This is a genomic window from Mycobacterium sp. IS-1556 (assembly GCF_001499985.1).
In the GTDB taxonomy this organism is placed as follows: domain Bacteria; phylum Actinomycetota; class Actinomycetes; order Mycobacteriales; family Mycobacteriaceae; genus Mycobacterium.
In genome coordinates, this window is sequence record NZ_LQIM01000004.1 from 149,742 (window position 1) to 173,743 (window position 24,002).

General features: G+C 67.6%; 19 protein-coding genes. 8 read left to right on the forward strand and 11 right to left on the reverse strand.

What is annotated here, in order from left to right; all coding sequences use genetic code 11:
- Positions 1-57: 57 nt before the first annotated feature.
- Positions 58-249, reverse strand: coding sequence for a ferredoxin (locus AU187_RS05550; RefSeq protein ID WP_059098774.1), 192 nt, complete (start codon positions 247-249; stop codon positions 58-60).
- Positions 250-371: 122 nt separating this feature from the next.
- On the opposite strand from AU187_RS05550, the gene AU187_RS05555 reads away from it, so the two are divergent.
- Positions 372-1,274, forward strand: a complete 903-nt coding sequence (locus AU187_RS05555) for an alpha/beta hydrolase (RefSeq protein ID WP_059098775.1) — start codon at positions 372-374, stop codon at positions 1,272-1,274.
- Position 1,275: 1 nt separating this feature from the next.
- Here AU187_RS05555 and AU187_RS05560 read toward each other — a convergent pair whose 3' ends face one another.
- Both AU187_RS05560 and AU187_RS05565 read right to left on the reverse strand, forming a co-directional pair.
- On the reverse strand, positions 1,276-2,580 hold the full coding sequence (locus AU187_RS05560; RefSeq protein ID WP_059098776.1) for an amidohydrolase family protein: 1,305 nt from the start codon (positions 2,578-2,580) through the stop codon (positions 1,276-1,278).
- On the reverse strand, positions 2,574-3,692 hold the full coding sequence (locus tag AU187_RS05565; RefSeq protein WP_059098777.1) for a CoA transferase: 1,119 nt from the start codon (positions 3,690-3,692) through the stop codon (positions 2,574-2,576). The genes AU187_RS05560 and AU187_RS05565 overlap by 7 nt, the downstream gene beginning before the upstream one ends.
- A gap of 132 nt (positions 3,693-3,824) precedes the next feature.
- On the opposite strand from AU187_RS05565, the gene AU187_RS05570 reads away from it, so the two are divergent.
- Positions 3,825-4,985: an acyl-CoA dehydrogenase family protein gene (locus tag AU187_RS05570; RefSeq protein WP_156425595.1), complete on the forward strand. Its 1,161-nt coding sequence runs from the start codon at positions 3,825-3,827 to the stop codon at positions 4,983-4,985.
- Positions 4,986-5,088: 103 nt separating this feature from the next.
- Here the strand turns inward: AU187_RS05570 and AU187_RS05575 are convergent, their stop codons facing one another.
- Together AU187_RS05575 and fadD4 are read right to left on the reverse strand one after the other, a co-directional pair.
- Positions 5,089-5,970 carry an enoyl-CoA hydratase/isomerase family protein gene (locus AU187_RS05575; RefSeq protein WP_059098779.1) on the reverse strand — a complete coding sequence of 294 codons (882 nt, stop codon included), beginning with the start codon at positions 5,968-5,970 and terminating at the stop codon, positions 5,089-5,091.
- The gene (fadD4, locus tag AU187_RS05580; RefSeq protein WP_059166346.1) at positions 5,967-7,517 is read right to left on the reverse strand and encodes a fatty-acid--CoA ligase FadD4; all 1,551 of its coding nucleotides are present in this window, start codon (positions 7,515-7,517) and stop codon (positions 5,967-5,969) included. The genes AU187_RS05575 and fadD4 overlap by 4 nt, the downstream gene beginning before the upstream one ends.
- A gap of 114 nt (positions 7,518-7,631) precedes the next feature.
- Between fadD4 and AU187_RS05585 the strand changes: the two genes are divergently transcribed.
- The gene (locus AU187_RS05585) at positions 7,632-10,166 is read left to right on the forward strand and encodes an ATP-binding protein (protein ID WP_353612190.1); all 2,535 of its coding nucleotides are present in this window, start codon (positions 7,632-7,634) and stop codon (positions 10,164-10,166) included.
- 204 nt (positions 10,167-10,370) lie between these two features.
- On the opposite strand, the gene AU187_RS05590 is transcribed toward AU187_RS05585, so the two are convergent.
- From AU187_RS05590 to AU187_RS05600, 3 genes are all read right to left on the reverse strand, one after another.
- Positions 10,371-12,197 carry a phosphoenolpyruvate carboxykinase (GTP) gene (locus AU187_RS05590; RefSeq protein ID WP_059098780.1) on the reverse strand — a complete coding sequence of 609 codons (1,827 nt, stop codon included), beginning with the start codon at positions 12,195-12,197 and terminating at the stop codon, positions 10,371-10,373.
- Between the two features lie 141 nt (positions 12,198-12,338).
- Complete coding sequence (locus AU187_RS05595; RefSeq protein ID WP_059098781.1) at positions 12,339-13,802, reverse strand: hypothetical protein; 1,464 nt, start codon at positions 13,800-13,802, stop codon at positions 12,339-12,341.
- Positions 13,799-14,800 carry a hypothetical protein gene (locus AU187_RS05600; RefSeq protein ID WP_231740268.1) on the reverse strand — a complete coding sequence of 334 codons (1,002 nt, stop codon included), beginning with the start codon at positions 14,798-14,800 and terminating at the stop codon, positions 13,799-13,801. The genes AU187_RS05595 and AU187_RS05600 overlap by 4 nt, the downstream gene beginning before the upstream one ends.
- Positions 14,801-14,947: 147 nt before the next feature.
- Between AU187_RS05600 and trmB the strand changes: the two genes are divergently transcribed.
- From trmB to AU187_RS05615, 3 genes are all read left to right on the forward strand, one after another.
- Entirely contained in the window at positions 14,948-15,754 is an 807-nt protein-coding gene (gene trmB, locus AU187_RS05605) for a tRNA (guanosine(46)-N7)-methyltransferase TrmB (RefSeq protein ID WP_059098782.1), read from the forward strand.
- Positions 15,755-15,828: 74 nt separating this feature from the next.
- Positions 15,829-16,455, forward strand: coding sequence for an NYN domain-containing protein (locus AU187_RS05610; RefSeq protein WP_231740271.1), 627 nt, complete (start codon positions 15,829-15,831; stop codon positions 16,453-16,455).
- Between the two features lie 37 nt (positions 16,456-16,492).
- Positions 16,493-19,861, forward strand: a complete 3,369-nt coding sequence (locus AU187_RS05615) for an MMPL family transporter (protein ID WP_059098784.1) — start codon at positions 16,493-16,495, stop codon at positions 19,859-19,861.
- A gap of 13 nt (positions 19,862-19,874) precedes the next feature.
- Here AU187_RS05615 and AU187_RS05620 read toward each other — a convergent pair whose 3' ends face one another.
- Positions 19,875-21,014, reverse strand: coding sequence for an AI-2E family transporter (locus tag AU187_RS05620; protein ID WP_059098785.1), 1,140 nt, complete (start codon positions 21,012-21,014; stop codon positions 19,875-19,877).
- Positions 21,015-21,089: 75 nt separating this feature from the next.
- Between AU187_RS05620 and AU187_RS05625 the strand changes: the two genes are divergently transcribed.
- Together AU187_RS05625 and AU187_RS05630 are read left to right on the forward strand one after the other, a co-directional pair.
- A complete protein-coding gene (locus tag AU187_RS05625; RefSeq protein WP_059098786.1) occupies positions 21,090-22,145 on the forward strand; it encodes a lysylphosphatidylglycerol synthase transmembrane domain-containing protein in 1,056 nt (351 codons plus the stop codon).
- Between the two features lie 12 nt (positions 22,146-22,157).
- Positions 22,158-22,535, forward strand: coding sequence for a DUF3054 domain-containing protein (locus tag AU187_RS05630; RefSeq protein WP_059098787.1), 378 nt, complete (start codon positions 22,158-22,160; stop codon positions 22,533-22,535).
- 25 nt (positions 22,536-22,560) lie between these two features.
- Here AU187_RS05630 and AU187_RS05635 read toward each other — a convergent pair whose 3' ends face one another.
- Both AU187_RS05635 and AU187_RS05640 read right to left on the reverse strand, forming a co-directional pair.
- The gene (locus AU187_RS05635) at positions 22,561-22,941 is read right to left on the reverse strand and encodes a heme-binding protein (protein ID WP_059098788.1); all 381 of its coding nucleotides are present in this window, start codon (positions 22,939-22,941) and stop codon (positions 22,561-22,563) included.
- 190 nt (positions 22,942-23,131) lie between these two features.
- Entirely contained in the window at positions 23,132-23,704 is a 573-nt protein-coding gene (locus AU187_RS05640) for a hemophore (protein WP_059098789.1), read from the reverse strand.
- Positions 23,705-24,002 lie beyond the last annotated feature (298 nt).

The following is a 24,002-nucleotide window of genomic DNA, read 5'->3' on the forward strand; positions in this document are numbered from 1 at the left end:
TTATACAACTCAGACTTGTAATAATACGATAGTCCTTGGGTGCCGGCCCGAAAGTTCCTAGTCCTCTCGCGACAGCGCCGCGCGCGGGCACTCGGCGACGGCCTTCTCGGCCTGCGCCTCCAGGTCGACCGGCACCGGATCGCTGGTCACCACGGCGTAGTCGTCATCGTCGAGCTCGAACACGTCGGGCGCGTATTTCACGCACATCGCGTTGCCCTCGCATCGGTCACGGTCCACCACAACCCGCATGACGTCTCCTTGGTTTCAGCTCGATGACAGATTTTTACATATCAGATTGTGCAAATAACAGGTAGTGGAACGGCCCGCCGAATCACCGACCCGGCGCGGTGTGGCCCTGGTAATACTTGTGAATGCCGTCCAGCCGCTTCCATCCCGATCTGCGTCGCGCAGCCCGTCTCGTCCCCAAGCAGGTGATCACGCCCGTAACGCTGCCGATCGTCCGGATGGTCACCCGGCGGATGTGGCAGCGGGTACCCCGCGACGTCGAGCAACTGACCTTGCCGTCGGGTGTCGGCGTTCGGCTGTACCGGCCGACCGGCGGGAGCCTGACGGGCCCCGCGCTGCTGTGGATCCACGGCGGAGGCTTCCTCATCGGACATCCGGGCCAGGACGACCAGCTGTGCCGCCGTTTCGCACGCCGTCTCGGAGTCACCGTCGCGTCCGTCGATTACCGACTGGCCCCCGAGCACGCTTACCCGACGCCGCTCGAGGACTGTTATTCGGCGCTGACCTGGTTGGCGGCTCTGCCGTCGGTCGATCCCGACCGCATCGCAATCGGCGGCGCCAGCGCGGGCGGCGGATTGGCGGCCTCGCTGGCGTTGCTCGCCCGCGATCGCGGCGAGGTGGCGCCGGCTGCCCAACTGCTGGTGTATCCGATGCTCGACGACCGCACCGTGCACCGCCGCGGATTGGACAATCCGGGCCATCGCCTCTGGAACCAGTCGAGCAACAAGTTCGGCTGGACGGCCTATCTCGGCGACGCCGACCCCGCTGTCGCGGTGCCCGCTCGGCGGGAGGACCTGGCCGGCCTGCCGCCGGCGTGGGTGGGGGTCGGAGACCTGGACCTCTTTCACGACGAGGACCTCGCCTACGCCGAACGTCTCAAGGCCGCCGGTGTGCCCTGCGACGTCGAGGTCGTCGAGGGCGCCTTCCACGGGTTCGACGGTATTTTGCCGAAAGCTTCGGTGTCGCAACAGTTCTTCGACAGCCAGTGCGCGATGCTGCAGCGGGCGTTGGCTCCCGCGGCGGCCTGAGTCAGCCGCGCTCGAACACCACCTCACCCGCGACCACCGTCGCAGCGACCAGTTCGGCATTCAGTTCGCCGAGGACTTCATCGGGTGACGCGGCGAGTACGACCAGATCCCCTGGCTGGCCCGCCGCGACGGCGCGGGGCTCGGTAGGCCGGTGCGCGTGCCCGAGAAACATGTCCAATGCCGTTCGCGCCGTGATGCGTTCGCCTGCGTTCAACACCGCGCCCCCGACGGTCACGCGTCGAACCGCGGCACGCATCGCTGCCCACGGGTCGTCATCGCCGAACGGCATGTCGGTCGACAGCGCGACCGGGATCCCGGCGCGGACCAGTGAGTCGACCCGCCACAGCTCGTGATGCTCCGCGGCCGGCACGTCTTCGAGGTATTGGTCCCCACGCTCGGCGACGAAATTCGGCTGCGTCACAACGGTCACTCCGCTTTCGGCCAGAGTCGCGATGGTGGCGTCGGGGACCACGGCGGCGTGTTCGATGCGGTCGTTCGGATGCGCTCCGGTCACCTGCAGGGCGGCCAGCGTGAGGGCCAGTTGCGCAGCGGTCACGCAGTGCACCGCGACGGGCGCTTCGTCGGCGTGCCGTTCGTTGATCCACTCGATCAGTTCGTCGAGGTCGAGATCGGTGTCGTGCAAGATACGTTTGCCGGGGGCCAGACATTGCACGCGTTGGCGCAACTCGCCGTGCCGATGCGCCTCCATGAGCTTCACGATGTCCCCGACGTCGAGGTCAGGCGTGGCGTCCGTGACCCCCGTGACGCCGAAACGACTGAGCCGACTACTTACCTCGGCCAGCCCGCCTTCGTAGCGTTGCAACGCATCCGACCACGACCGGTCGGCGCTGCGCAGCCGCCCGTCGGGATGGTCGGCCATTCCCACGTGCGCCAGACCCATCGAGTTCAACGTCCACAGCACGCCGCTGCGATGCTGTACCCGCACCGGCACCGGCGGGGACAGCTCGTCGAGCACCGCGCGGTCGAGCCGGCCGGCGGCCGCCTCGTGATAACCCACCGCTCGGATCCAGCCGTCGGCGCCCACATCCGCGGCGGCCAGCGCACGGGCGAGCTCAGCCCGGTCGCGCACCTCGGCCGGACCGACCCGCACCGACGTCAACGCCGCGGCGGCGGACCGCAAATGCACGTGATGATCGTGCAGGCCCGGAATGACGGTGCGCCAGGCGGCGTCGTGAACATGCTCGCCGGGAAGCGGCGCCAAGGTCTGCTCGACGGCCGTGATCTGTTCCGCGACCCGGATATCGACGACGGTGCCGTCGAGCAGCGTTGCCCGCTGAATCAGCAAGGGGCGAACCGTCGCTGCGTGATCAGCTGTTCGACTTCATCGTTGTCCGCGCCGAGCGGCCCCGCCGACGCAGACACTTGCGGCATTGCCCCACAACCCGTTTGGTCCTCTAGCGGCAACTGCGCATACGTGGCGGCCACGGCGGCCATCGACATCTCGATCAACTCACCGCCGCCGCTGCGCAACGACTGCACCACTGCCGATGCCGCCTCCAGGCCGGTCAGCGGGTCGGCGATCGCATCACCACAGAAAATCGGATCGTCGGTGCCACCGCAGACCAGCCCGCCCGATACGGCCGCGTCGTCGCCGAATGCGACCCAGTTCGCGCGGTCGCCGTCGGTGCCGTGCCCAGTGACCCGAAGCCACACCCGGCCGTCGCGCGGCAGCACATCCGTCGGCGCAAGGCCTCGGCGGGCCAATGCGGCGGGCCGCGACGACTCGATCACCACATCGGCGGCGGCGAGCAGCGCCCGCAAGCTGGTGGGCTCGTCGAAATCGACGACGTACGAGAGCTTTCCGGCGTTCATCCAGTCGAAGAACGATTGCGGTCCGCTGCGGGCGCCATCGGGTCGCGCCGCACTCTCGACTTTCACCACGGTCGCGCCCGCATGCGACAGCAGCTGTGCACACAATGGGCCCGCCCACATCGCGGACAGGTCCGCGACCAACAGGTCGGCCGGGCCGCGCGTCGCGGTGGCCGCGCCGAATGGATACACCCGCGCCAGCTCGGCGGGTGTCTCGGCGAGCGCGGCGACCGGCAGTCCGAGCAGCCGGGCACGCTCGGTCACGTCGGCGCAGTCGCGATCGGCGACCCAGCGCTCTACGGCCGGCCATGGGTCGTCCACCCCGTCGGCACCAAGCAGCGCGGGTACGGCGTCGATATCGTCGGGGCGGGACAGCGTGAGCGCACACCACCCGTCGCGGCTTGACATGAGGCGCGTCGCACCGCCCGCCGAGACCCGCCCGTTCGGTGACAGACCCAGGAGAGCGGCCCGCCCGCCGATCACTTCGGCGGCGTCGACCTCGACGCCGGTGAACGTCTCGTAGGCGGCGGCGGCCTGCCGTGCCCGCTCGAGCACGGCGGTCGGGACAGTCAACGACGTCGACGTCACATCCCCATTGTCGGTCGACTGCGCGAACGCGCACACCCGGGGTGGGTCGCGCTCAGAACTGCAACGCGGTGAACCGCCAGTCGAGCAACTGGCGGGCCTGCTCAGGCTGGTATCCGGCCGCACAAAGTGTCAATATGGCCGTCCGTGAACGAGGAAGAGACCATTCTGGTCGCCACCGTGCGGGCCTTCGTCGACCGCGAGGTCAAGCCCCGGGTGCGCGACGTCGAACACGCCAACGAATACCCGGAGGCGTGGATCGAGCAGATGAAGCAGATCGGCATCTACGGCCTGGCGATACCCGACGAATACGGCGGTTCGCCGGTGTCGATGCCGTGCTACGTCGAGGTGACCCAGGAACTGTCCCGCGGCTGGATGAGCCTGGCGGGTGCGATGGGCGGGCACACCGTCGTCGCCAAACTGCTCACGCTCTTCGGCACAGAGGACCAGAAGCGGCACTACCTGCCGGCGATGGCCACCGGTGAAGTCCGCGCCACGATGGCGCTGACCGAGCCCGGCGGCGGTTCGGACCTGCAGAACATGTCGACGACTGCGCTGCCCTCCGAGGGCGGCGGGCTGGCGATCAACGGCTCGAAGACGTGGATTTCCAATGCGCGACGGTCGGGGCTGATCGCGCTGCTGTGCAAGACCGATCCGGCCGCCACCCCGCGGCACAAGGGCATCTCGGTGGTGTTGGTCGAGCAGGGTATGACGGGCCTGTCGGTGTCGCGTGACCTGCCGAAGCTGGGGTACAAGGGTGTCGAGTCATGCGAGTTGGTTTTCGAGGACTGCCGCGTGCCCGCCTCGGCGATCCTCGGCGGGGAGCCCGGCAAGGGTTTCGCGCAGATGATGAAAGGCCTTGAGACCGGCCGCATTCAGGTTGCCTCGCGGGCGCTCGGGGTGGCGACGGCCGCGTTGGAGGACGCGCTGCGTTACGCCCAGGAGCGCGAGAGCTTCGGTCAGCCGATCTGGAAGCACCAGTCGATCGGCAACTACCTGGCCGACATGGCGACCAAGTTGACCGCCGCGCGCCAGCTGACGCGGTATGCCGCCGAACGCTACGACAGCGGGGAGCGCTGCGACATGGAAGCGGGCATGGCGAAGCTGTTCGCCTCCGAGGTCGCGATGGAGATCGCGCTCAACGCGGTACGCATCCACGGCGGCTACGGCTACTCGACGGAATACGACGTCGAGCGCTACTTCCGCGATGCACCGCTGATGATCGTCGGTGAAGGCACCAACGAGATTCAGCGCAACGTCATCGCCGCGCAGTTGGTGGCCCGGGGCGGAATCTAGCTTGCGAATCCCGCCGGCATATCAGACCGCGTGACGTTACGCCGTTCGGGTTGAGTGATTTCGGTGTCGCTGGTTGCGCTGACCGCAACTAACTACACCGAAATCACACGATTGCGTCGATCAAACCCCACCTCAGCGCCGTGGGCGGGTCGATCGTCCGGCCGGACAGCACCAGATATGCCGTGCGCCACCGGCCGATCCGACGGGTCACGCTCACCGTGCCGCCGGCGCCGGGAATCAGGCCGAGGCTCAGTTCGGGCAGCCCGAAGACCGCGTCGGCAGTCGATCGGACGTGCCCACAGAAGGCGGCCATTTCCAGCCCGCTGCCCAACACCTGACCGTGCACCTCGGCGCGGCACCGCTCCCCCAGGCGTGTGGTCAGTTCGTCGAGCACCAGCGCCGGGCTGTGGCGGGTCCGGGCGAAATGCGCGCTGGCCGGGTCGGCGAAGCTGCCGAACTCGGCCAGGTCGCCGCCGCTGCAGAACGACGGCCCGTTTCCGGACAGGACCACCTCGGTGATCGAACGGTCGAGGCGCGCGACCTCCAGCGCTTCCAGCAGTGCCGCGCGCGCGTCGGTGGAAAACGCGTTGTGCCGCTGGGACCGGTTGAACCTGACGTGCAGCGTGTCCCCGACGCGTTCGGCGGTGACGGGGTCGGGAATGTCGGGTAGTTGCGCCGGTCCGCGTTCGGCGAGCCAACGCGCGAACTCCGGGCCCGACTGCAGCGTCGAGTACGCCAGCGATTCGGTGATGACACCGGTGAACGCAGGCGCGGTGGGGTCGGCGGCGCGCAGCACGTCGTCACAGATGCCCGCCGCGTGCGGCCATCGCGCGCACCGCTGTCGTAACTCGTCGAGCGCGTCGGGTACCGATGACACGGTGATGACCCGCCGGTCCTCGATGTCGTTCTCGGACAGTGTGAAAGTGGCGTCGTCCGTTGGCGTTCCGGTCGCGACGGCCACGCCGCCCGCGAGCTTGTGCGTCACGAGTACTTCTTGATCAGCTCCTGCTTGTACAGCTTGCCGGTGTCGGTGCGCGGCAGCTGCATCTCGAAGGAGATCGATCGTGGACATTTGTAGTGCGCCAACCGATCCCGCAGCCATGCGAGCAACTCGTCGGCGAACTCCTCGGTGACGTCGGCCGGGTCGACGGTCTGCACCACACCTTTGACCCGCTGGCCCATCTCGTCGTCGGGAACACCGAATACGGCGGCGTCCAACACCTTCGGGTGGGTGATCAACATGTTCTCGGCTTCCTGCGGATAAATGTTGACGCCGCCGGAGATGATCATGTGATGCCTGCGGTCGGTCAGGTACAGGTAGCCGTCCTCGTCGACGTAACCGATGTCGCCGACTGTTGCCCAGCCGCGCTCGTCGCGCGACTTGGCGGTCTTCTCCGGGTCGTTGAGGTACTCGAACGTGTTTCCGCCCTCGAAGTAGATCTCGCCGGGCTCGCCGGGCGGTAACTCGTTTCCGTCCTCGTCGAGGATGTGCAGGTTGCCGGTCATCGGCTTGCCGACCGAACCAGGGTGCGCCAGCCAGTCCTCCGCGCTGATCAGTGTCGAACCGTGTGCCTCCGAGGAGGCGTAGTACTCGTCGATGATCGGCCCCCACCACTCGATCATCTGCTTCTTGATCTCGACGGGGCACGGCGCAGCGGCGTGAATGACCCGCTTGAGGCTCGACACGTCGTACGAATTACGCACCGACTCGGGCAGTTTCAGCATCCGGGTGAACATCGCGGGAACGAACTGGCCGTGCGTGACCCCGTAGCGTTGGATCGCATCCAGCGCGCTTTCCGGGTCGAACTTCTCCATCACCACCGTCGTGTAGCCGGCGGCCTGCACGGTCATCGACCACACCGACGGCGCTGTGTGATACAGCGGCGCCGGGCTCAGATATACCGAATCAGGTTGCATCCACACGGCGACGAGCATGGTCATCAGGCCCGGCGCCTCCGCGGGCGACAGGTGTGGAAGCTCGCGCTTGATGCCCTTGGGACGGCCGGTGGTGCCCGACGAGTATTGCAGGAGGTCACCCTCGATCTCATCGGCGATCGGCGTACCGGGATGTCCCGCAACGGTTTCCGAGTAACGCTGCCAGCCCTCGAGGTCGCTGGGGGCGCCTGTCGCCGACGGATCGGCTCCGTCGGCAATGAGCAGTACCGGTGGCAGGCCTCGTGGCAACTCAGCGGCGAGGCCTTCCAGCGTCTTGCGCAGCGCGGCCGAACCGACGATGCCCTTCGCATTGCTGTTGTCGATGATGTAGGCCGCTTCGGCCGCGGTCAGGTGCGTGTTGATGGGCACGTAGTAGAGACCGCTGCGTCGCGCCGCCCACATCACGACATGGAAGTGCTCGTTGTTCTCCATCAGGATGGCCACGGTGTCGCCTTCGACGAGCCCGGCCTGCCGGAAGTGGTGAGCCAGTCGGTTGGCGCGCGCTTCGAGCTCACCGAAGGTCACCACGGTTCCCGACGGGTGCATGACGACGGCTGGCTTGTCGGGGGTGGCCTCGGCGTGTTCGCGGATCTGCATGGGCCGACTCTACGACGCATCGAGTTGACAGGTGTCAAGTGGTCGAATCTGTCCGCTGCTGACTCCGCCGACTTAGCATGAACCCGCAGGATATGGGGGTGCGGCGGTGGCCGAATGAGTGGCGGGCAAGAAGCGGCGCCTTCTGGGATCGTCACGTTTCTGTTCACCGACATCGAAGGGTCGACCCGACGATGGGAGGCCGACCCCGAGGGGATGCGGCGCGCGCTGACCGTCCACGACGACACGTTGCGACGGGCGGTGAAGTCGCACGAAGGCTGGTTGTTCAAGCACACGGGTGACGGAATCTGCGCAGCCTTTGCCTCGCCCAGGCACGCGGTCGACGCCGCCGTCGTCGCCCAACGATCGCTCGAAATTCCGGTCCGCATGGGCGTTGCGACTGGCGAGGCGGAGTGTCGGGACAGCGACTACTTCGGTGCCGTGTTGAACCGCACTGCGCGGCTGATGGGCGCCGGCCACGGCGGCCAGATTCTGCTCGACGGAGCGACGGCCGGATTGCTCACCGGTGTCGATCTGATTTCGCTGGGCCCGAGGCGCCTGCGCGACATCGCCAAGGCGGTGGAGATCTTCCAGGTTCGGGCGCCCGGCCTACGTACCGACTTCCCTGCTTTGAGGACGGTCGAACCGGCTACAGGCAAACTTCGCCGCCCGACAACGAGTTTCGTTGGGCGAGAGAAGGAGCTCGCCGAGCTGGTGACCACACTGAAGGCACATCGGGTGGTGACGCTCACCGGCGTCGGCGGCGTAGGCAAGACCCGGTTGGCGCTGGAACTGGCCGATAGGTCCGCCGACGACTTCCCGGACGGGGTTTTCGTGATCGAGCTTTCGCCCGTCGGAGACCCAGCGGCGGTCCCCGAGATCGTCGCAGCCGCACTGGGCGTAGTCCAGCAGCCGGGGCTCAGCCTCACCGAAAGCGTCGCCGCCGCATCAGAAGGCAGAACTCGGCTCTTGGTGTTCGACAATTGCGAACACCTCTTGGATGCCGCTGCAGACGTGATCGAAGCCATCCTGGCTCAGTCGACGACCGTGAAGATGCTCGCGACGAGTCGCGAAGGGCTAGGGCTGACAGATGAACGGTTATGGCTGGTGCCCTCACTCGACGTCGAATCCAGCGCCGCAACACTGTTCGTAGAGCGTGCAGCAGCCGTCACGTCCGCTGCGCCTTCGCTGGCTCACTCCGAGGCAGTGGCGGATATCTGCCGTCGTCTTGACGGGATCCCGTTGGCGATCGAGTTGGCAGCATCACGCATGCAGTCCATGACCGCCGCGGAACTGCGCGACCGGCTGGACGACCGATTTCGGTTGCTCGTCGGGTCGCGACGCGGGCTGGAACGCCATCAAACCCTGCGGCATGCGGTTCAGTGGTCTTTCGACCTCCTGAGCGACGGTGAAAAGTCCTTGCTTGCAAGATGTTCGGTATTCGCCGGCGGATTCGATCTGACTGCCGCTTGCGTATTGGCCGACAACTCCGACGAACTGGCGACCCTGAATCTGCTCGATTCGCTCGTACGGAAATCTCTGCTCGTCGCCGACAGGTCTTCGGTACACACCCGGTTCACGGTGCTGGAGACCATCCGCCAGTTCGCCGAGGAACAACTCGTGTCATCAGGAAACGCGAACGCGGTGCGCGCCGCGCATGCACGCCACTTCGCCCGTAAGGCAGCCGAAGCCAAGGCTGAGTGGAACACTCCCCGACAGCGAAAAGCCCACGAGTGGTTGGCCCTGGAACTGGCGAATCTGCGCGCCGCGTTCCGGTGGGCTGCCAGTGAAGAGGATCTCGAAGCGGCTACCGCGGTCGCAGTGCATGCCGCCTTTCTGGGCTACTCGACCGAGCAGTGGGAACCGGTCGGATGGGTGGAGGAGATCATCCCTCGCGCCGAAGCGGTGCGACATCCGCGTCTGGCGCAGCTGTACGTCGCAGCCACCTATTGTGCTGCGGTAGGCCGAGTCCACGAGTTCGTCCACTACGCCGAGGCGGCCCGGGCGGCCATCGAAAGCGGCCGCTTCGACGCCGTGGACGACGAACTCGGATGTGCTGTCGCGGCCGGCTACAACACCGTGGGTCAGGCCGAACGGGCCATCGACTGGTGTCGCTTCACGCTCGCACGAAGCCCGGACCCTCATACCGCCAGCAGGACAGTGCTGGCAGTGACGTTGGCCTTCTCGGGCGCCACGGAGGAAGCGGTCGCGTTGTCGGAGGACATGCTCACTGCGGTGCAAGATGCCCACAACTCCGACATGCTTGCCGCCGTACTCCTGGGATACGGCTGGGCCCGCCGGGACACCGATCCCGCCAGCGCTTACGAGGCACTGCTGCGCGGCCTGACGATCAGCACCGAAAACGGCAACCGGCAGCAGGCGTCGATCATCGCGCTGCTGTTGTCGAGGGTCGCGGCCACAGCCGGGAAGCCTGGCGAGGCGCTCGACCACATCTTGCTGACCATCCGCCAGTATTACGACTCCGGCAGCGTCCTACTACTTTCAACGGTTTCGGTGTGCTCGCCGCGTTGCTGGACGACCTCGGACACCACGAGTCTGCGGCTACCATCAGCGGCTTCGCCGCGGGCAGCCTCGCGCTCTCAGCCTTCCCCGAAATCGGCACCGCGATTGCCCATCTGCGCGCTGAGCTAGGAGACCAGCGCTACGAGTCGCTGGCGAGCCGGGGCACACAGATGACGAGGGCCGAGATGGCTGACTACGCCTTCGATCAGATCGACCACGCCAGCGCACAACTGGCCGTCAGCGGCTGAAGCAGCTGACCGCGAGCGACCGCGAAGTGCTGCATTTCCGCGGCGCGTCGTGTGCAAACACGGCCGCTCACGGTAGGGAGGTGAGTTACTCGGCCTCGGCCAACCGGTGCTTCAGCGCGTCGAACTCGTCCTTGATGCCGGTCGGCAGCTTCTCGCCGACGAACTCGAACCACTCCTCGATCAGCGGAAGCTCCTGGCGCCACTCCTCGACGTTCACCTTGAGCGCAGCGTCCACGTCGGCCGGATCGACATCCAAGCCGGACAGGTCGAGATCCTCGGCGGTGGGCACGGTGCCGATCGGCGTGGTGCGGCCACCGGCCTTCTGCTCGATCCGGTCGATGATCCACTTCATCACGCGGCTGTTCTCACCGAAGCCCGGCCACAGGAAGCGGCCGTCGTCGCCGCGACGGAACCAGTTGACGAAGAAGATCTTCGGCATCTTCGACTCGTCGGACTGCTTGCCGATGTCGATCCAGTGCGCGAAGTAGTCGCCGACGTTGTAGCCGAGGAACGGCAGCATCGCCATGGGGTCGCGGCGCACGGTGCCGACCTTGCCCTCGGCGGCGGCGGTCTGCTCGGAGCCCATCGTGGCGCCGATGAACACGCCGTGCTGCCAGTCGCGGGCCTGCGTCACCAGCGGCACCGTCGTCTTGCGGCGAGCGCCGAACAGGATCGCCGAGATCGGCACGCCCTGCGGGTCGTCCCACTCCGAAGCCAGCGTCGGGCACTGCGACATCGGGGTGCAGTAGCGCGAGTTCGGATGCGCGGCCTTCTCCTCCGAGTCCGGCGTCCAGTCGCGCTTCTTCCAGTCGATGAGGTGCTGCGGATCGCCCTCCAGGCCCTCCCACCACACGTCGTTGTCGTCGGTCAGCGCGACGTTGGTGAACACGGTGTTGCCGGCCTCGATGGTCTTCATCGCGTTCGGGTTCGACGACCAGTTGGTGCCCGGCGCGACGCCGAAGAAGCCGAACTCCGGGTTCACCGCGTACAACCGGCCGTCCTTGCCGAACCGCATCCAGGCGATGTCGTCGCCGATGGTCTCGGCGCGCCATCCCGGAATCGTGGGCTGCAGCATCGCGAGGTTGGTCTTACCGCACGCCGACGGGAACGCCGCGGCGACGAAGTACGCCTTGTTCTCCGGCGAGATCAGCTTGAGGATCAGCATGTGCTCGGCGAGCCAGCCCTCGTCGTGCGCCATGGCCGAGGCGATGCGAAGCGAGTAGCACTTCTTACCCAGCAGCGCGTTGCCGCCATACCCCGAGCCGTAGCTCCAGATCTCGCGGGTCTCCGGGAAGTGGCTGATGTACTTGGTGTCGTTGCACGGCCACGGCACGTCCTTCTGGCCCGGCTCCAGCGGCGCGCCGATCGAGTGCAGCGCCTTGACGAAGAAACCGTCGTCGCCCATCTTGTCAAGCGCGGCTTTGCCCATCCGGGTCATGGTCCGCATCGACACCACGACGTACTCGGAGTCGGTCAGCTCCACGCCGAGCTTTGGATCCTCGGCGCCGAGCGGGCCCATGCAGAACGGCACCACGTACATGGTGCGGCCGCGCATACAGCCGCGGTACAGGTCGGTCATGGTCTCGCGCATCTCGGCGGGCGCCATCCAGTTGTTGGTGGGGCCGGCGTCGATCTCCTTCTCGGTGCAGATGAAGGTCCGCGACTCGACGCGTGCGACGTCCGAGGGGTCAGACAGCGCGAGGTACGAGTTCGGCTTCTTCTCGTCGTTGAGACGGGTGAAGGTGCCTGCCGCCACCAGTTGCTCGCACAGGCGGGCGTTCTCCTCGTCAGATCCGTCGGCGAACACCACGCGGTCGGGCTGCGTCAGTTCGGCGACCTCTTGAACCCAAGCGAGCAGACCCTTGTGCTTCGTCGGTGCGGTGTCCAGACCTGGGATGGTCGCTGCGGTCATGAAAATCTCCTGTGTCTGTTGCTGCCAGGACCCAAGGCTCCGTGTGCGCTACCCAGACAGGAATAGGCAGCGTTGCGGTTTCCTATACCGAGGTTATCGCGGGTGAGATACCCACGGGGAATCGGGGATGTGTCCGATGACTCACAAGAACGATTCAGAAGGCCGTTTTCCATAGAGTTCGGCCCGCACCGCGTCGAGCGCCCGGTGCAACGACGGCAGGCGTTTGTCCCGCACGGCGGCGGCACGGGCGGTCTGCACAGCATGCTCACGCAGTTCGGCGTCGATCTCGGCCACCTGGACCTCCGCGGCGGCGGCCTCGCGTTCGTCGCGCGCGGCCGATTCCGAGGTCAGCGCACTCTCGGCGGCCAGCATCCGCGTCGCCACGCGCTCCTCGAGTGCGGATTTCACGATCGAGGCGATGTCGGTGACCCAGCGGTCCAGCACGGCCCGGTCGTGCAGCAGTCCGCGGATGCCCACGACCCACACCGTCAACGCCAGCCCCACCAGCCCCCCTGCCACCAGGCCGGCGATGGTCAGCCCGGGTGCCAGGCCGGTGAACAACCGCGTCACCGCGAGCGCCACCCCCAGCCCGAAGCCGGCACCGAGGATCATCGTCAGCTGCGTCTCCAACCGTCGCGACTTCAGCGGCGGCGCTGTGACCTCGGGAGCGGACGGCGCCGCGGGAGTCGGCGGGGCGGTCAGGCCGAGTTGTGCCGCCACGTCGGTGAGCTGGGCGCTGATACCCTCCTCGACCTCCGCGACCACCTCGCCGACCCGCTCGCGTACGTGCGACTCGAAGCCGCCGAGTCGGCGGCGGCTCAACTGCGCCGCGTCCTCGGCGAGTTCGGCCCGCACCGACGTGCACCGCTTGCGCGCGAAGTAGCCCAGTTGGACACGGGCCTGTTGAAGCTGGCTGCGCAGCGCTATCGCGTGCTCGGACTTCGCCTGCCGACGGCTCCGAGCGATGTCCTCGCGCGCCTGCTGCAGAGCCTTCACCCGCGCCCGCCGGTCGGCGCCGTCTCCGTCGGAACGACACCGCTCGATCGCCGTCCCGAGCCGAGTTTCCCACGCCCGCAGCCTGTTTCGCCGCTTCAGCTCCGGATCTGCCAGCCGTTGCCGCAGCAATCCGACGAGTTCATCGACACGTGGCTCCCCCAGATCCGGCGCCGCGGCCGTACCCACCCACGGCACGTGCGCGTGCCGGGGCGACCATCCAGCCAGCACGGCCCGGTTGGCGGCGAGCACGTCGCGCCAGTTGCGGTGGGTGTCGATCTTCGCCACCACACCGACCACCAGATCGGTATGCGGTGTGACCAGATCCATGAGCTCACAGTCGGATTCGGTCAACGGCGACACCGCCGACACCACGAACACCACCGCGATGGGTGCGTCGGTCCGGCCCAGTTCATCGGCTTCGACGAAGGTGTGCTCGGGAATCTGTTCCCGCAGCGCCGCAGCGACGCTGGTGGTGCCGGCCAGCCAGGGCCCGGTCACGAGCACGACGTCTCGCACCCGCACCTCCGGCGGGGCCAGTCCCGGTTCGACGGCGGCGACCACCGCGTCGGCTGATGCGAGCGCATCGGCGCTCGTCGCGTCCGACGTCACCGCGACCGTCCGAGCAGGCGCAGCGAACCCCGGCTGATGTCGGCGGCGCAGGCGCGGTGCAGCGCGTCGACCGGGCCGCTGCCGTACCGGCGCCACCGCACGGCACGGCGCAGGTGGGCGGCCGGGTCGTCGCCACGGTCGACGGTCAGGCCCGCAGCCTCGACGACGTCGACCGCCGCCGTCATCACCGCGAGTATCGTGTCGTCGTTCACCAGCATTTCGGCCAGCCGCGAATCATCGGATTGTGTTGCCACTGCCCGCAATTGGCTCACCGCGGCTCGAAGGCGCCGGTACCGAAGCGGTGCGCCCGCAGCGTGGATGTGCTCGACGACCCGGTCGACTTGGCTGAGCCGACGCAGGTGGCCGGTCAGCGACTCCGCAGTCGCACCGCGGTCGAGGGCGAGCACCGCATGCGCGATACCGAACCGGTCGAGCGCACCGAGCAGGCGTTCGCGCACCTCGCGCGACAGTGGGTGGGGCGCCTCGACGAACGCATCGGTCGACGTCAGATCGGCGGGGTGGCTGAGCAGTGTCTGCAGCGCGCCGACGAGGTCGCCTGTCAGTTCCACGTCGGCGAGCAGCGCGATCATCGGCGCCGTCGAAAGGCCGGTCAGCGCGCGGATATGGGCGGCCCGGCGGTGTGCCAGCGCCACCGGTCCGTCCGCGCCGAAGCCGGTGAGGTCGGCCTTGTTCAGGACGATGACCGTCGGCCGGTCCCGGCTTGTCAACACCCGGTCCTCGGGTTTGAGCGCTTCGGCGATCACCACGACATCGACGTCGGCGGCGCCGGCGGATGAAACCGGGACGCCCGCGGCGGTCAACGCGGCGGCCACCGTCGCGCACCCGACCCCGTCGCGACCGCGCACCGCAACCCGTGTCGGCGCGGTGAGGCGCCGGATGATCGGCGGCAGCCGCGGATCGCGGCTCTCTTCAGCGAATTGCAGCAGGGTGTCGACGAAAATCTGACGACCTTCTTCTATCCGTGGACGAGGCGCCACATCACACCCTGCCCTCATCTGACGATCGTGACACCTCGGTGGTCACGGCGCGAGCGGCCGCGGCGCAGCTTGGGGACAGACCGCTGTACCAGCCGAAGGCAACTGTTGGGTATCAATCTGTACCACGATGCGGGTACTCCAGTCGGGATGAGCCACCATGGACGGATGCATCTGCCCGGGCCCGATGTCGCCGACGCTTCGGCTCCCAGGCCCGATGTCGCCGACGCTTCGGCTCCCAGGCCCGACGTCGCCGATGTCGCCGGTGAGCACCGCTATCCCCGCGTCACCAGCTTCCGCACCAGGCGCACCACGCTGTCGGCCGCCCAGCAGGCGACGTGGGAGCGGCTGTGGCCGGAGATCGGCATGCATGCCCGCGACGGCGGCCGACCTGTTCCGCAGTTGGACATCGAGGCGTGGTTCGGCCGCTCGGCGCCCGTCGTGCTGGAGATCGGCTGCGGGGCAGGCATCTCGACGCTGGCGATGGCCCAGGCGGAACCTCACCTCGACGTGGTCGCGGTGGAGGTGTACCGGCGCGGGCTGGCCCAGCTGCTGAGCGGCATCGACCGCGAACAGGTGACGAATATCCGGCTGGTCCGCGGAGACGGCGTCGACGTGCTGCAGCACATCTTCGGACCCGACTCGCTGACCGGGGTGCGGGTGTTCTTCCCCGACCCGTGGCCCAAGGCTCGCCACCACAAGCGCCGGCTGTTGCAACCGGCCACCGTCGCGTTGATCGCCGACAGGCTGCGCCCCGGTGGCGTGCTGCACGCCGCGACGGACCACTCCGGCTACGCCGAGCACATCGCCGAAGTCGGCGACGCCGAGCCGCGGCTGCGTCGCGTCAGCCCAACCGATCCGCTTCCGATCTCCGTCGAGCGGCCGGTCACCAAGTACGAGGGCAAGGCGCAGCACGCCGGCAGCGCCGTCGCAGAACTGCTGTGGGAGAGAGTATGAGCCTCACAGAAGACATCAGACATATAGAAGAGGTGGCACCACCCGAAGCGGCCACACCACCGGCGGCCGACAAGATGGCCCGGGTGCTGCTGGTCTGGGACGCTCCCAACCTCGACATGGGTCTCGGCTCGATCCTCGGCGGCCGGCCGACCGCCGCACACCGGCCGCGGTTCGATGCGCTGGGGCGCTGGCTGCTGACGCGGACGGCGGAGCTCTCGGCGGTGCGCCCGGACGTCACGCTGGAGCCGGAGGCGACCGTCTTCACCAACATCGCGCCCGGCAGCGCCGACGTCGTCCGGCCGTGGGTGGAGGCGTTGCGTAACGTCGGCTTCGCGGTCTTCGCGAAACCGAAGATCGATGAGGACAGTGATGTCGATACCGACATGCTGAACCACATCGCGCTGCGCCGCAGCGAGGGTCTGGCCGGGGTGCTGGTGGCTTCGGCCGACGGTCAGGCCTTCAAACAACCGCTGGAGGAGATCGCTCGCGACGGCATCCCGGTCCAGGTGCTCGGATTTCGCGAACATGCAAGTTGGGCGCTAGCGTCGGATACCTTGGAGTTCGTCGACCTGGAGGACATCGAGGGTGTCTTCCGGGAACCGCTACCGCGAATCGGCCTAGATTCGCTGCCCGAGCAGGGGGCATGGTTGCAGCCGTTCCGGCCGCTGTCCTCGCTACTGACCTCGCGTGTCAACAACTGAACTGCGCGGGTCGCCGCTGACTTAGTTAGGAGCTCAAGTGTTCGCCTGGTGGGGTCGAACGGTGTACCGGTACCGGTACATCGTCATCGGCGTCATGGTCGCGCTCTGTCTCAGTGGCGGTATCTACGGCATCAGCCTCGGCAGCCACGTCACCCAGAGCGGCTTCTACGACGAAGGCAGCCAATCGGTGCACGCATCGGTGGTCGCCGACGAGGCATACGGTCGCGACCGCACCAGCCACATCGTCGCCATCCTGACGCCCCCCGACGGCAAAAAGGTCAACGACCCCGCGTGGATGAAGCAGACCGTCGACGAGCTCAACCAGCTGGTCGAGGACAACAGCGACAGGATCGTGAGCTGGGTCGGTTGGCTGCGCGCGCCCGACGCCGAATCGCAAACCGTCCAGCAGATGAAGACCGCGGACCTGTCCCGCACGTTCGTCAGCATCCCGCTCAAGGGCGACAGCGACGACGAGATCCTCAAGAACTACCAGGCCGTCGAGGACCAATTGCGCGAGGTCAACGACGGCAACATCCAGCTGGCCGGGTTGAACCCGCTGGCCAGTGAACTCACCGGCACCATCGGTGAGGACCAACGCCGCGCCGAGGTGGCCGCCATCCCGCTGGTGGCGGTCGTGCTGTTCTTCGTGTTCGGCGGCGTGGTCGCGGCCAGCCTCCCGGCCATCATCGGCGGCCTGACGATCGCCGGCGCACTGGGCATCATGCGGTTGGTCGCCGAGTTCATGCCGGTGCACTTCTTCGCCCAGCCCGTGGTGACCCTGATGGGTCTCGGTATCGCCGTCGACTACGGCCTGTTCATGGTCAGCCGCTTCCGCGAAGAGATCGCGGAGGGCTACGACACCGAGGCCGCGGTCCGGCGCACCGTGATGACTTCGGGCCGCACGATCATGTTCTCCGCGGTGATCCTGGTGGCATCGTCGGTGCCGCTGCTGCTGTTCCCGCAGGGCTTCCTGAAGTCCATCACCTACGCGATCATCGCGTCGGTGATGCTGGCGGCGGTGCTGTCGGTCACGGTGCTGGCGGCTGCGCTCGCCATCCTGGGACGCAACGTCGACGCCCTCGGGGTGCGGACGCTGGTGCGCTTCGCCCAGCCGGACACGATCGCCTCGTATTCGCACAACGGCCGCCGCAATCCGCTGGCCGTCGCGTCGGTCGTCCTCGGTGTACTGGTCCCGTTCGCGGCGATCCCGGTCGGCCACGTTGCCCGAGCGCAGATCCGTCGCACGCAGGACGACGGCGCGGGGCTCGCGCTGATCGGTCTGGTGCTCGGCTACATCGGTTCGTTCGCGTGGCTCACCTACGGCTTGTTCGCGTTGAAGGACACGATCGGCTCGGCGATCTTCTGGTTGCTCCTGGGAATCTTGGTGTTCGTCGCGGGCACCATCACGGTGCTGGCGCTGGCCCGGTTCAGCCCCGCGGTGCGTAAGCCCACGATCGCGTGGCTCGACTGGCTCGCCGAGAAGACCCAGAAGACCAAGACCCGCGCCGAGGTCGAGAAGGGCTTCTGGGGCAAGCTGGTCAACCGCGTGATGAAACGCCCGATCGCGTTCGCCGCGCCGATCGTCATCGCGATGATCCTGCTGATCATCCCGTTGGGACAGTTGTCGCTCGGCGGCATCAGCGAGAAGTACCTACCGCCGGACAACCCGGTCCGCCTGGCTCAGGAGGCCTTCGACAAGACGTTCCCCGGGTTCCGCACCGAACCGCTGACCATCGTGATCGAGAACAACGATGGTGATCCGGTCACCGACCAGCAGGTCGCCGAGATCCGCAACAAGGCGATGGCGATTCCCGGTTTCATCGAACCCGACGACGACCCCACCAAGATGTGGCAGGCGCGCCCGCATCAGGAGAGCGGCTCGAAGGACCCGTCGGTCCGCGTCATCCAGAACGGTCTGGAGAACCGCAACGACGCCGCCAAGAAGATCGAGGAACTCCGGTCCATCACGCCACCGCGCGGGCTGTCGATCTCGGTGGGCGGCACCCCGGCGCTGGAGCAGGACAGCATTCACAGCTTGTTCGACAAGCTGCCGCTGATGGTGACCGTGCTGATCGTCACCACGACCATCCTGATGTTCCTGGCGTTCGGGTCGGTGGTGCTGCCCATCAAGGCCGCGGTGATGAGCGCGCTCACCCTCGGTTCGACGATGGGCGTGCTGACGTGGATGTTCGTCGACGGGCACGGCTCCGGCCTGATGAACTACACGCCGCAGCCGCTGATGGCGCCGATGATCGGGTTGATCATCGCGGTGATCTGGGGGCTGTCGACCGACTACGAGGTCTTCCTGGTGTCACGCATGGTGGAGGCGCGCGAACGCGGCATGTCCACCGCCGAGGCGATCCGGATCGGCACCGCGACCACCGGCCGGTTGATCACGGGCGCCGCGCTGGTGCTGGCGGTCGTCGCGGGCGCGTTCGTGTTCTCCGACCTGGTGATGATGAAGTACCTGGCCTTCGGCCTGCTGATCGCGCTGCTGCTGGACGCCACGATCGTCCGGATGTTCCTGGTCCCGGCCGTGATGAAGCTGCTCGGCGACGACTGCTGGTGGGCACCGCGGTGGATGAAGCGCATCCAGGAGCGGCTGGGGCTGGGCGAGACCGAACTGCCCGACGAGCGGAAGCGGCCCGCGGTGCGCGACTCCGCCGAGAGTCCCGAGGCGTTGGTCGGTGCGGGTGCGCCCGCGCCGCGTCGCCCGTACGACAGGCCCCGCCCACCGCACGATCCGACGCATCCGGCCGTCGAAGGCTCGTCGCGACCCGGCGCGACCCGCGTCGCGGCGCCGCCGCGGGCGAACGCTCCCTCGGTGGCGGGCACGACGCGCATCCCCAGCGCTGCCACACCTGCCGCACCGCCTTCTGACGAACCGCAGACCACGCGGTTGTCGATGGCCAAGAACGCCGTTCGCAACGCGGTGACCAACGCCGCCGCCGCGACGCGTCAGGCCGCTCGGCCGCCGGCACCGCCCGCCCCGCCGCCACGGCCTCCGCGCGAGGAACGCGAGATCGAGTCCTGGCTGGGCGAGTTACGTGGCACCGGCACGCCGCCCGCCCCGCCGGCACCGCAACGTCCGTCGGCGGAGCCCACCAGGGCGATGCCCGCGGGAAGCCCGCCGGAAGGCAGGAGACAACGTCGGGCCGAATCGCGTCCGTCGCCGGACAACGAGCCGACCACCGCGATTCCGACACCACGGACCCGCCCGCAGGGCACCCCGCCGGAAGGCAGGGAAGACCCCGATGCGACGACCGCCATCCCCACCCCGGGTAGGCAATCAGACGATGCCGAGGCGGCGACTGAAAAGCTCAACACGCGCGAGGACGAGGAACGTCAGCGTCGCAGCGGTGGGTTGAGCGCACAGGACCTGCTGCGCCGCGAGGGCCGGCTCTAGCCAATCACTGAGGCTATGACTCCTCGACGTCGTCGGTCTCGGCTCTGACCAACGGCCCGTCCTCGGCCTCCTGCGCGGCTTCCTCCGCGGCCGGGTCCCGGGCGGTGAGCACGCGAATCGAGCTGTTGAGGAACGCGAGCACCGGTACCGCCAGAAGTGCTCCGACGATGCCCGCCAAGACGCCACCGCCCGCGATCACCAGAACGATCGCCAGCGGGTGAATCGACACCGCACGACCCATCACCAACGGCTGCAGGACGTGTCCTTCCAGCTGCTGGACCGCGATGACAAGAGCCAGAGTGATCAGTGCATAGATGATGCCCTTGGCGATCAGCGCGACGACCACCGCGAGGGCGCCGGCGATCACCGCACCGACGAGCGGAATGAATGCGCCCAAGAACACCAGCGACGCCAACGGCAAGGCCAACGGCACACCCATGATCGCCAGGCCGGTGCCGATCCCGACGGCGTCGACGAGCGCAACCAGGAACGTCGCCCGCACATAACCGATCAGCGAGTGGAAGCCGGCCCGGCCGGCGTCGCGAACGCGCTCGCGCACGCTCACCGGGAAGATCCGCGTGACGAACGCGTAGATGTTGCGCCCGCCTTGCAGCAGGAAGATCAGCGTGAACAACACCAGCACGGCGCCGGTGACGATCTCGGTCACCGTGCCGGCCGTCGACAGCGCGCCGGTCGTCACCCGTTCCTGGTTGTTCTGCAAGGCCTCGATCGCGGCGTTGCCCGCGTTGTCGATCTGTTCCCGACTCAGGTGCAGTGGGCCGTCGATCAGCCAGTCGCGCACACCGTCGATGCTGCGGCTCACCTGCTCCACCAACGCCGGTGCACCCTCGATGAACTGGCTGACGACGAAGGCCAGAATCCCTCCGACGACGGCGAAGCCGCCGAGCAACATCAGCGCTACGGCCCCGCCGCGCGGTGCTCCGCGCCGGTCTAGGAAGTCGACCGCCGGCATCAGCAGGGCCGCCAGAATCGTCGCCAACGCCACTGGGACGACGATGATCTCGAGTCGCTTGAACAACCACAGCAACGCGACGATGGCGGCGAGGATCACCAGCAATCGCCATGACCACGCGGCGGCCTTGCGAACGAGAGGCGAAACCGCCTCGTCATCGAGCGAAGTGCCCTCGAGCATCCCGATAGCGTAACGGCCCGCAGCACCCTGGGCCGGTTCTCCGGGATCGGCCGCGCCACGCACTACCCTTACCCCGTGGCCCACGACGCGCCTGCGAGTGCAGCCCGCAGCCAGGTGCGCTCCACGCGCAGCAGGTACTGGTGGCTGCGGTGGGCGGTCTTCGCCGTCGTGGTCGTCGTACTGACCGTCGAACTCGGGCTGGTGTGGGATCAGCTCGCCAAGGCGTGGCACAGCCTCTACACAGCGGATTGGTGGTGGGTGCTCGCCGCCGTCGGCACCGCCCTGGCGTCCATGCACTTCTTCGGCGACATTCAGCGCAAGTTGCTGCGCTCGGCGGAAGTGCCTGTGCGGCAGTGGCGTTCGCAGGCGGCGTTCTATGCGGGCAATTCGCTGAGCACGACGCTGCCGGGCGGGCCCGTGCTGTCGGCCACGTTCATCTACCGTCAGCAGCGGCTCTGGGGTGCGACGCCGGTGATCGCCTCGTGGCAGCTGGTGATGTCGGGGGCGCTGCAGGTGACCAGCCTCGCGCTGCTCGGGTTGGGCAGCGCGTTCTTCCTGGGAGCCAAACACAACCCGTTCTCGCTGATCTTCACGCTGGCCGGCTTCATCATGCTCATCGTGCTGGCGCAAGCGGTGGCGTCGCGGCCGGATCTGCTCGACGGCGTGGGCGTGCGGGTGCTGTCGTCGGTGAACTACCTGCGCGCCAAACCGGCCGACAACGGCTTGGCGAGGTGGCGTGAGACGCTGGCGCAGCTCGAATCGGTGAAGCTGAGCCGAAGCCAGCTCAGCGTCGCGTTCGTGTGGTCGATGTTCACGCTGGTGACCGGTGTGGGCACGCTGCTGTTCGCCTGCTACGCCGCCGGCGGACGGCCCTCCCTGCTCGGGGTGATCGTGGCGTACGTCGCGGCCCGCGCGGTCGGGTCGATCCCGCTGATGCCCGGCGGGTTGCTGGTGGTCGAGGCGGTGCTGGTGCCCGGCCTGGTGTCGAGCGGAATGACGTTGGCGTCGGCGATCTCGGCGATGCTCATCTACCGGTTGATCAGCTGGATCTTCATCGCGGCGATCGGATGGGTGGTGTTCTTCTTCATGTTCCGCACCGAAACCGACGTCGACCCCGACGCATGTAGTTGAAGGTGACGACCCATGCCGATCGATAGCCGAGAGCAGACCCGGCCCGCGCTGGCGGCGCTGGCAACCGACGTGTGCTGCCTGATCGTGTTCGCGGCCATCGGCCGACGCAGCCACGCCGAGGGTGTCGACCTGGCCGGCGTCGCTGCGACCGCATGGCCGTTCGTGGCGGGCGCGGCGGCCGGGTGGGCGCTGACTCGTGGGTGGCGGCGACCCTACGCGCTGCTCCCTACGGGGATCGCGGTGTGGGTGTGCACCATCGTGGTGGGGATGCTGCTACGTAAGCTGACGACGGCCGGCGTCGCACCGAGTTTCGTTGTGGTGGCCTCGATTTCGACCGCAGTGCTGCTACTCGGCTGGCGCGCCGCGATCCTGGTCATGACCCGCCGCTGACACCGCCAGCGGCGGGCACGCAGACCTAACTGTCGGCGAGGCCGTCGCCGTTGGTGTCGCCGCAGCGGTTCTTGATGTCAACCAGAGGCTGGCGGATCCCGGTCAACTCGGCCTTCACCTGAGGGTTGGAGTTCAGGTAGTCCTGCACCTTGCCCCGAACCTCGTCGCGCGGCAGGCCCTCGAGGCTGGTGAAGAACCAGTTCACATCAGGATGGCTGAACAGGTACGCCGAGGTCGCTGCCGAGACGCCCGACGCCACCCCGGCGAGATCGGCCGCCGTGCAGTTCGGCGGCGCGGGCTGGGCCGTCGCCGAAGGCATGGCACCGAGGAACATCGCACCGGCGATCGCGCCGGTGCCGACCGCGCCAGCTACCGCACGTCGCGCAGTACGGGCCGAGAGAACCATGGTTGAGCTCCTTCATGGGAAGTGGAGTGGTCGTAACCTGGGCGGTTACTGACGAAGACCAACTAGGACCAACGCTGAAAAGCTAAGCAGAATGTCGGCGGACTTTCTCGCCTTGCGGTCAACGAATCCCTAGAAACTCCGAATCCGCAGCTCAGAAGGCTCGTTGCGGAGTATTGCGCGCCGGGTTGGCTCAGGGCAGACCGGCGATGGCCGATCCCGGCGTCGCTGCGGTGCCCTGCGAGACCGGCGCCGCCGCGGGCATGTGCGCCGTGGCGCCCGCTGCGGGAAGGCCCGCGCTCTGGGCGGCGGGCGCCTGCGCCGGCAAACTCGCCGGCAGGCCGCCGCCCTGCTGCGCGGCCTGCAACAGACCCACCACCTGAGGCAGCGTGAACGGCAGTTTGCACTTACCGGACAGGCTCGCCAGCGGCTGCTGCAACTGCTGCATGTCCTTGGCCACTTTCGGGTTGGCATCGAAATACGTCTTCACCGCGGCCAGCGACTGCGGCCCGGCCTGCTGCTTGCTGATCGTCGTCAGGGCCTGGTTCGTCTGTGGGTGCTCTTCGAGGTACTCGCCGGTCGACGTGGCGACCTCACCGATCGTCCTGGCCAGCTCGCTGGCCGCACACGGGTCCTGCGCGGCGGTCGCGGACGGCATCAATGGCGCCGCCGGCGTCACCAGCGCGGCCACCACGGCGCCGCCGGCAGCGCAGGCAGCAAGGACACCGAAAAGCCCGCGACGTATCAGCCCGGTGGTCGTTTTCATGGACAACTCCTTACGGTTTGCGGACGGCATCGACATTTCGAGACATCTCGAACGATCCGCAAACACTCTCGATGGACGGCAATCAGTCCCCGACGCCGAAAACGGCCGCCTGACATCCTGCCACCCGGTCCGCTGCCCCCGCCAATTCCGCGGGCAAGACGCGCGAGGACCCCGCGGGACCCAGGGGGTCGAGGCCTCGCGGTAACGGCTTGCGGCCCGTTCGCGAGAATTGGATTAGAGCAGCTCGCGGCGTTGCTGGCAGATTGCTCGGGGACCACTGAAGGACGCGGCACCTTAC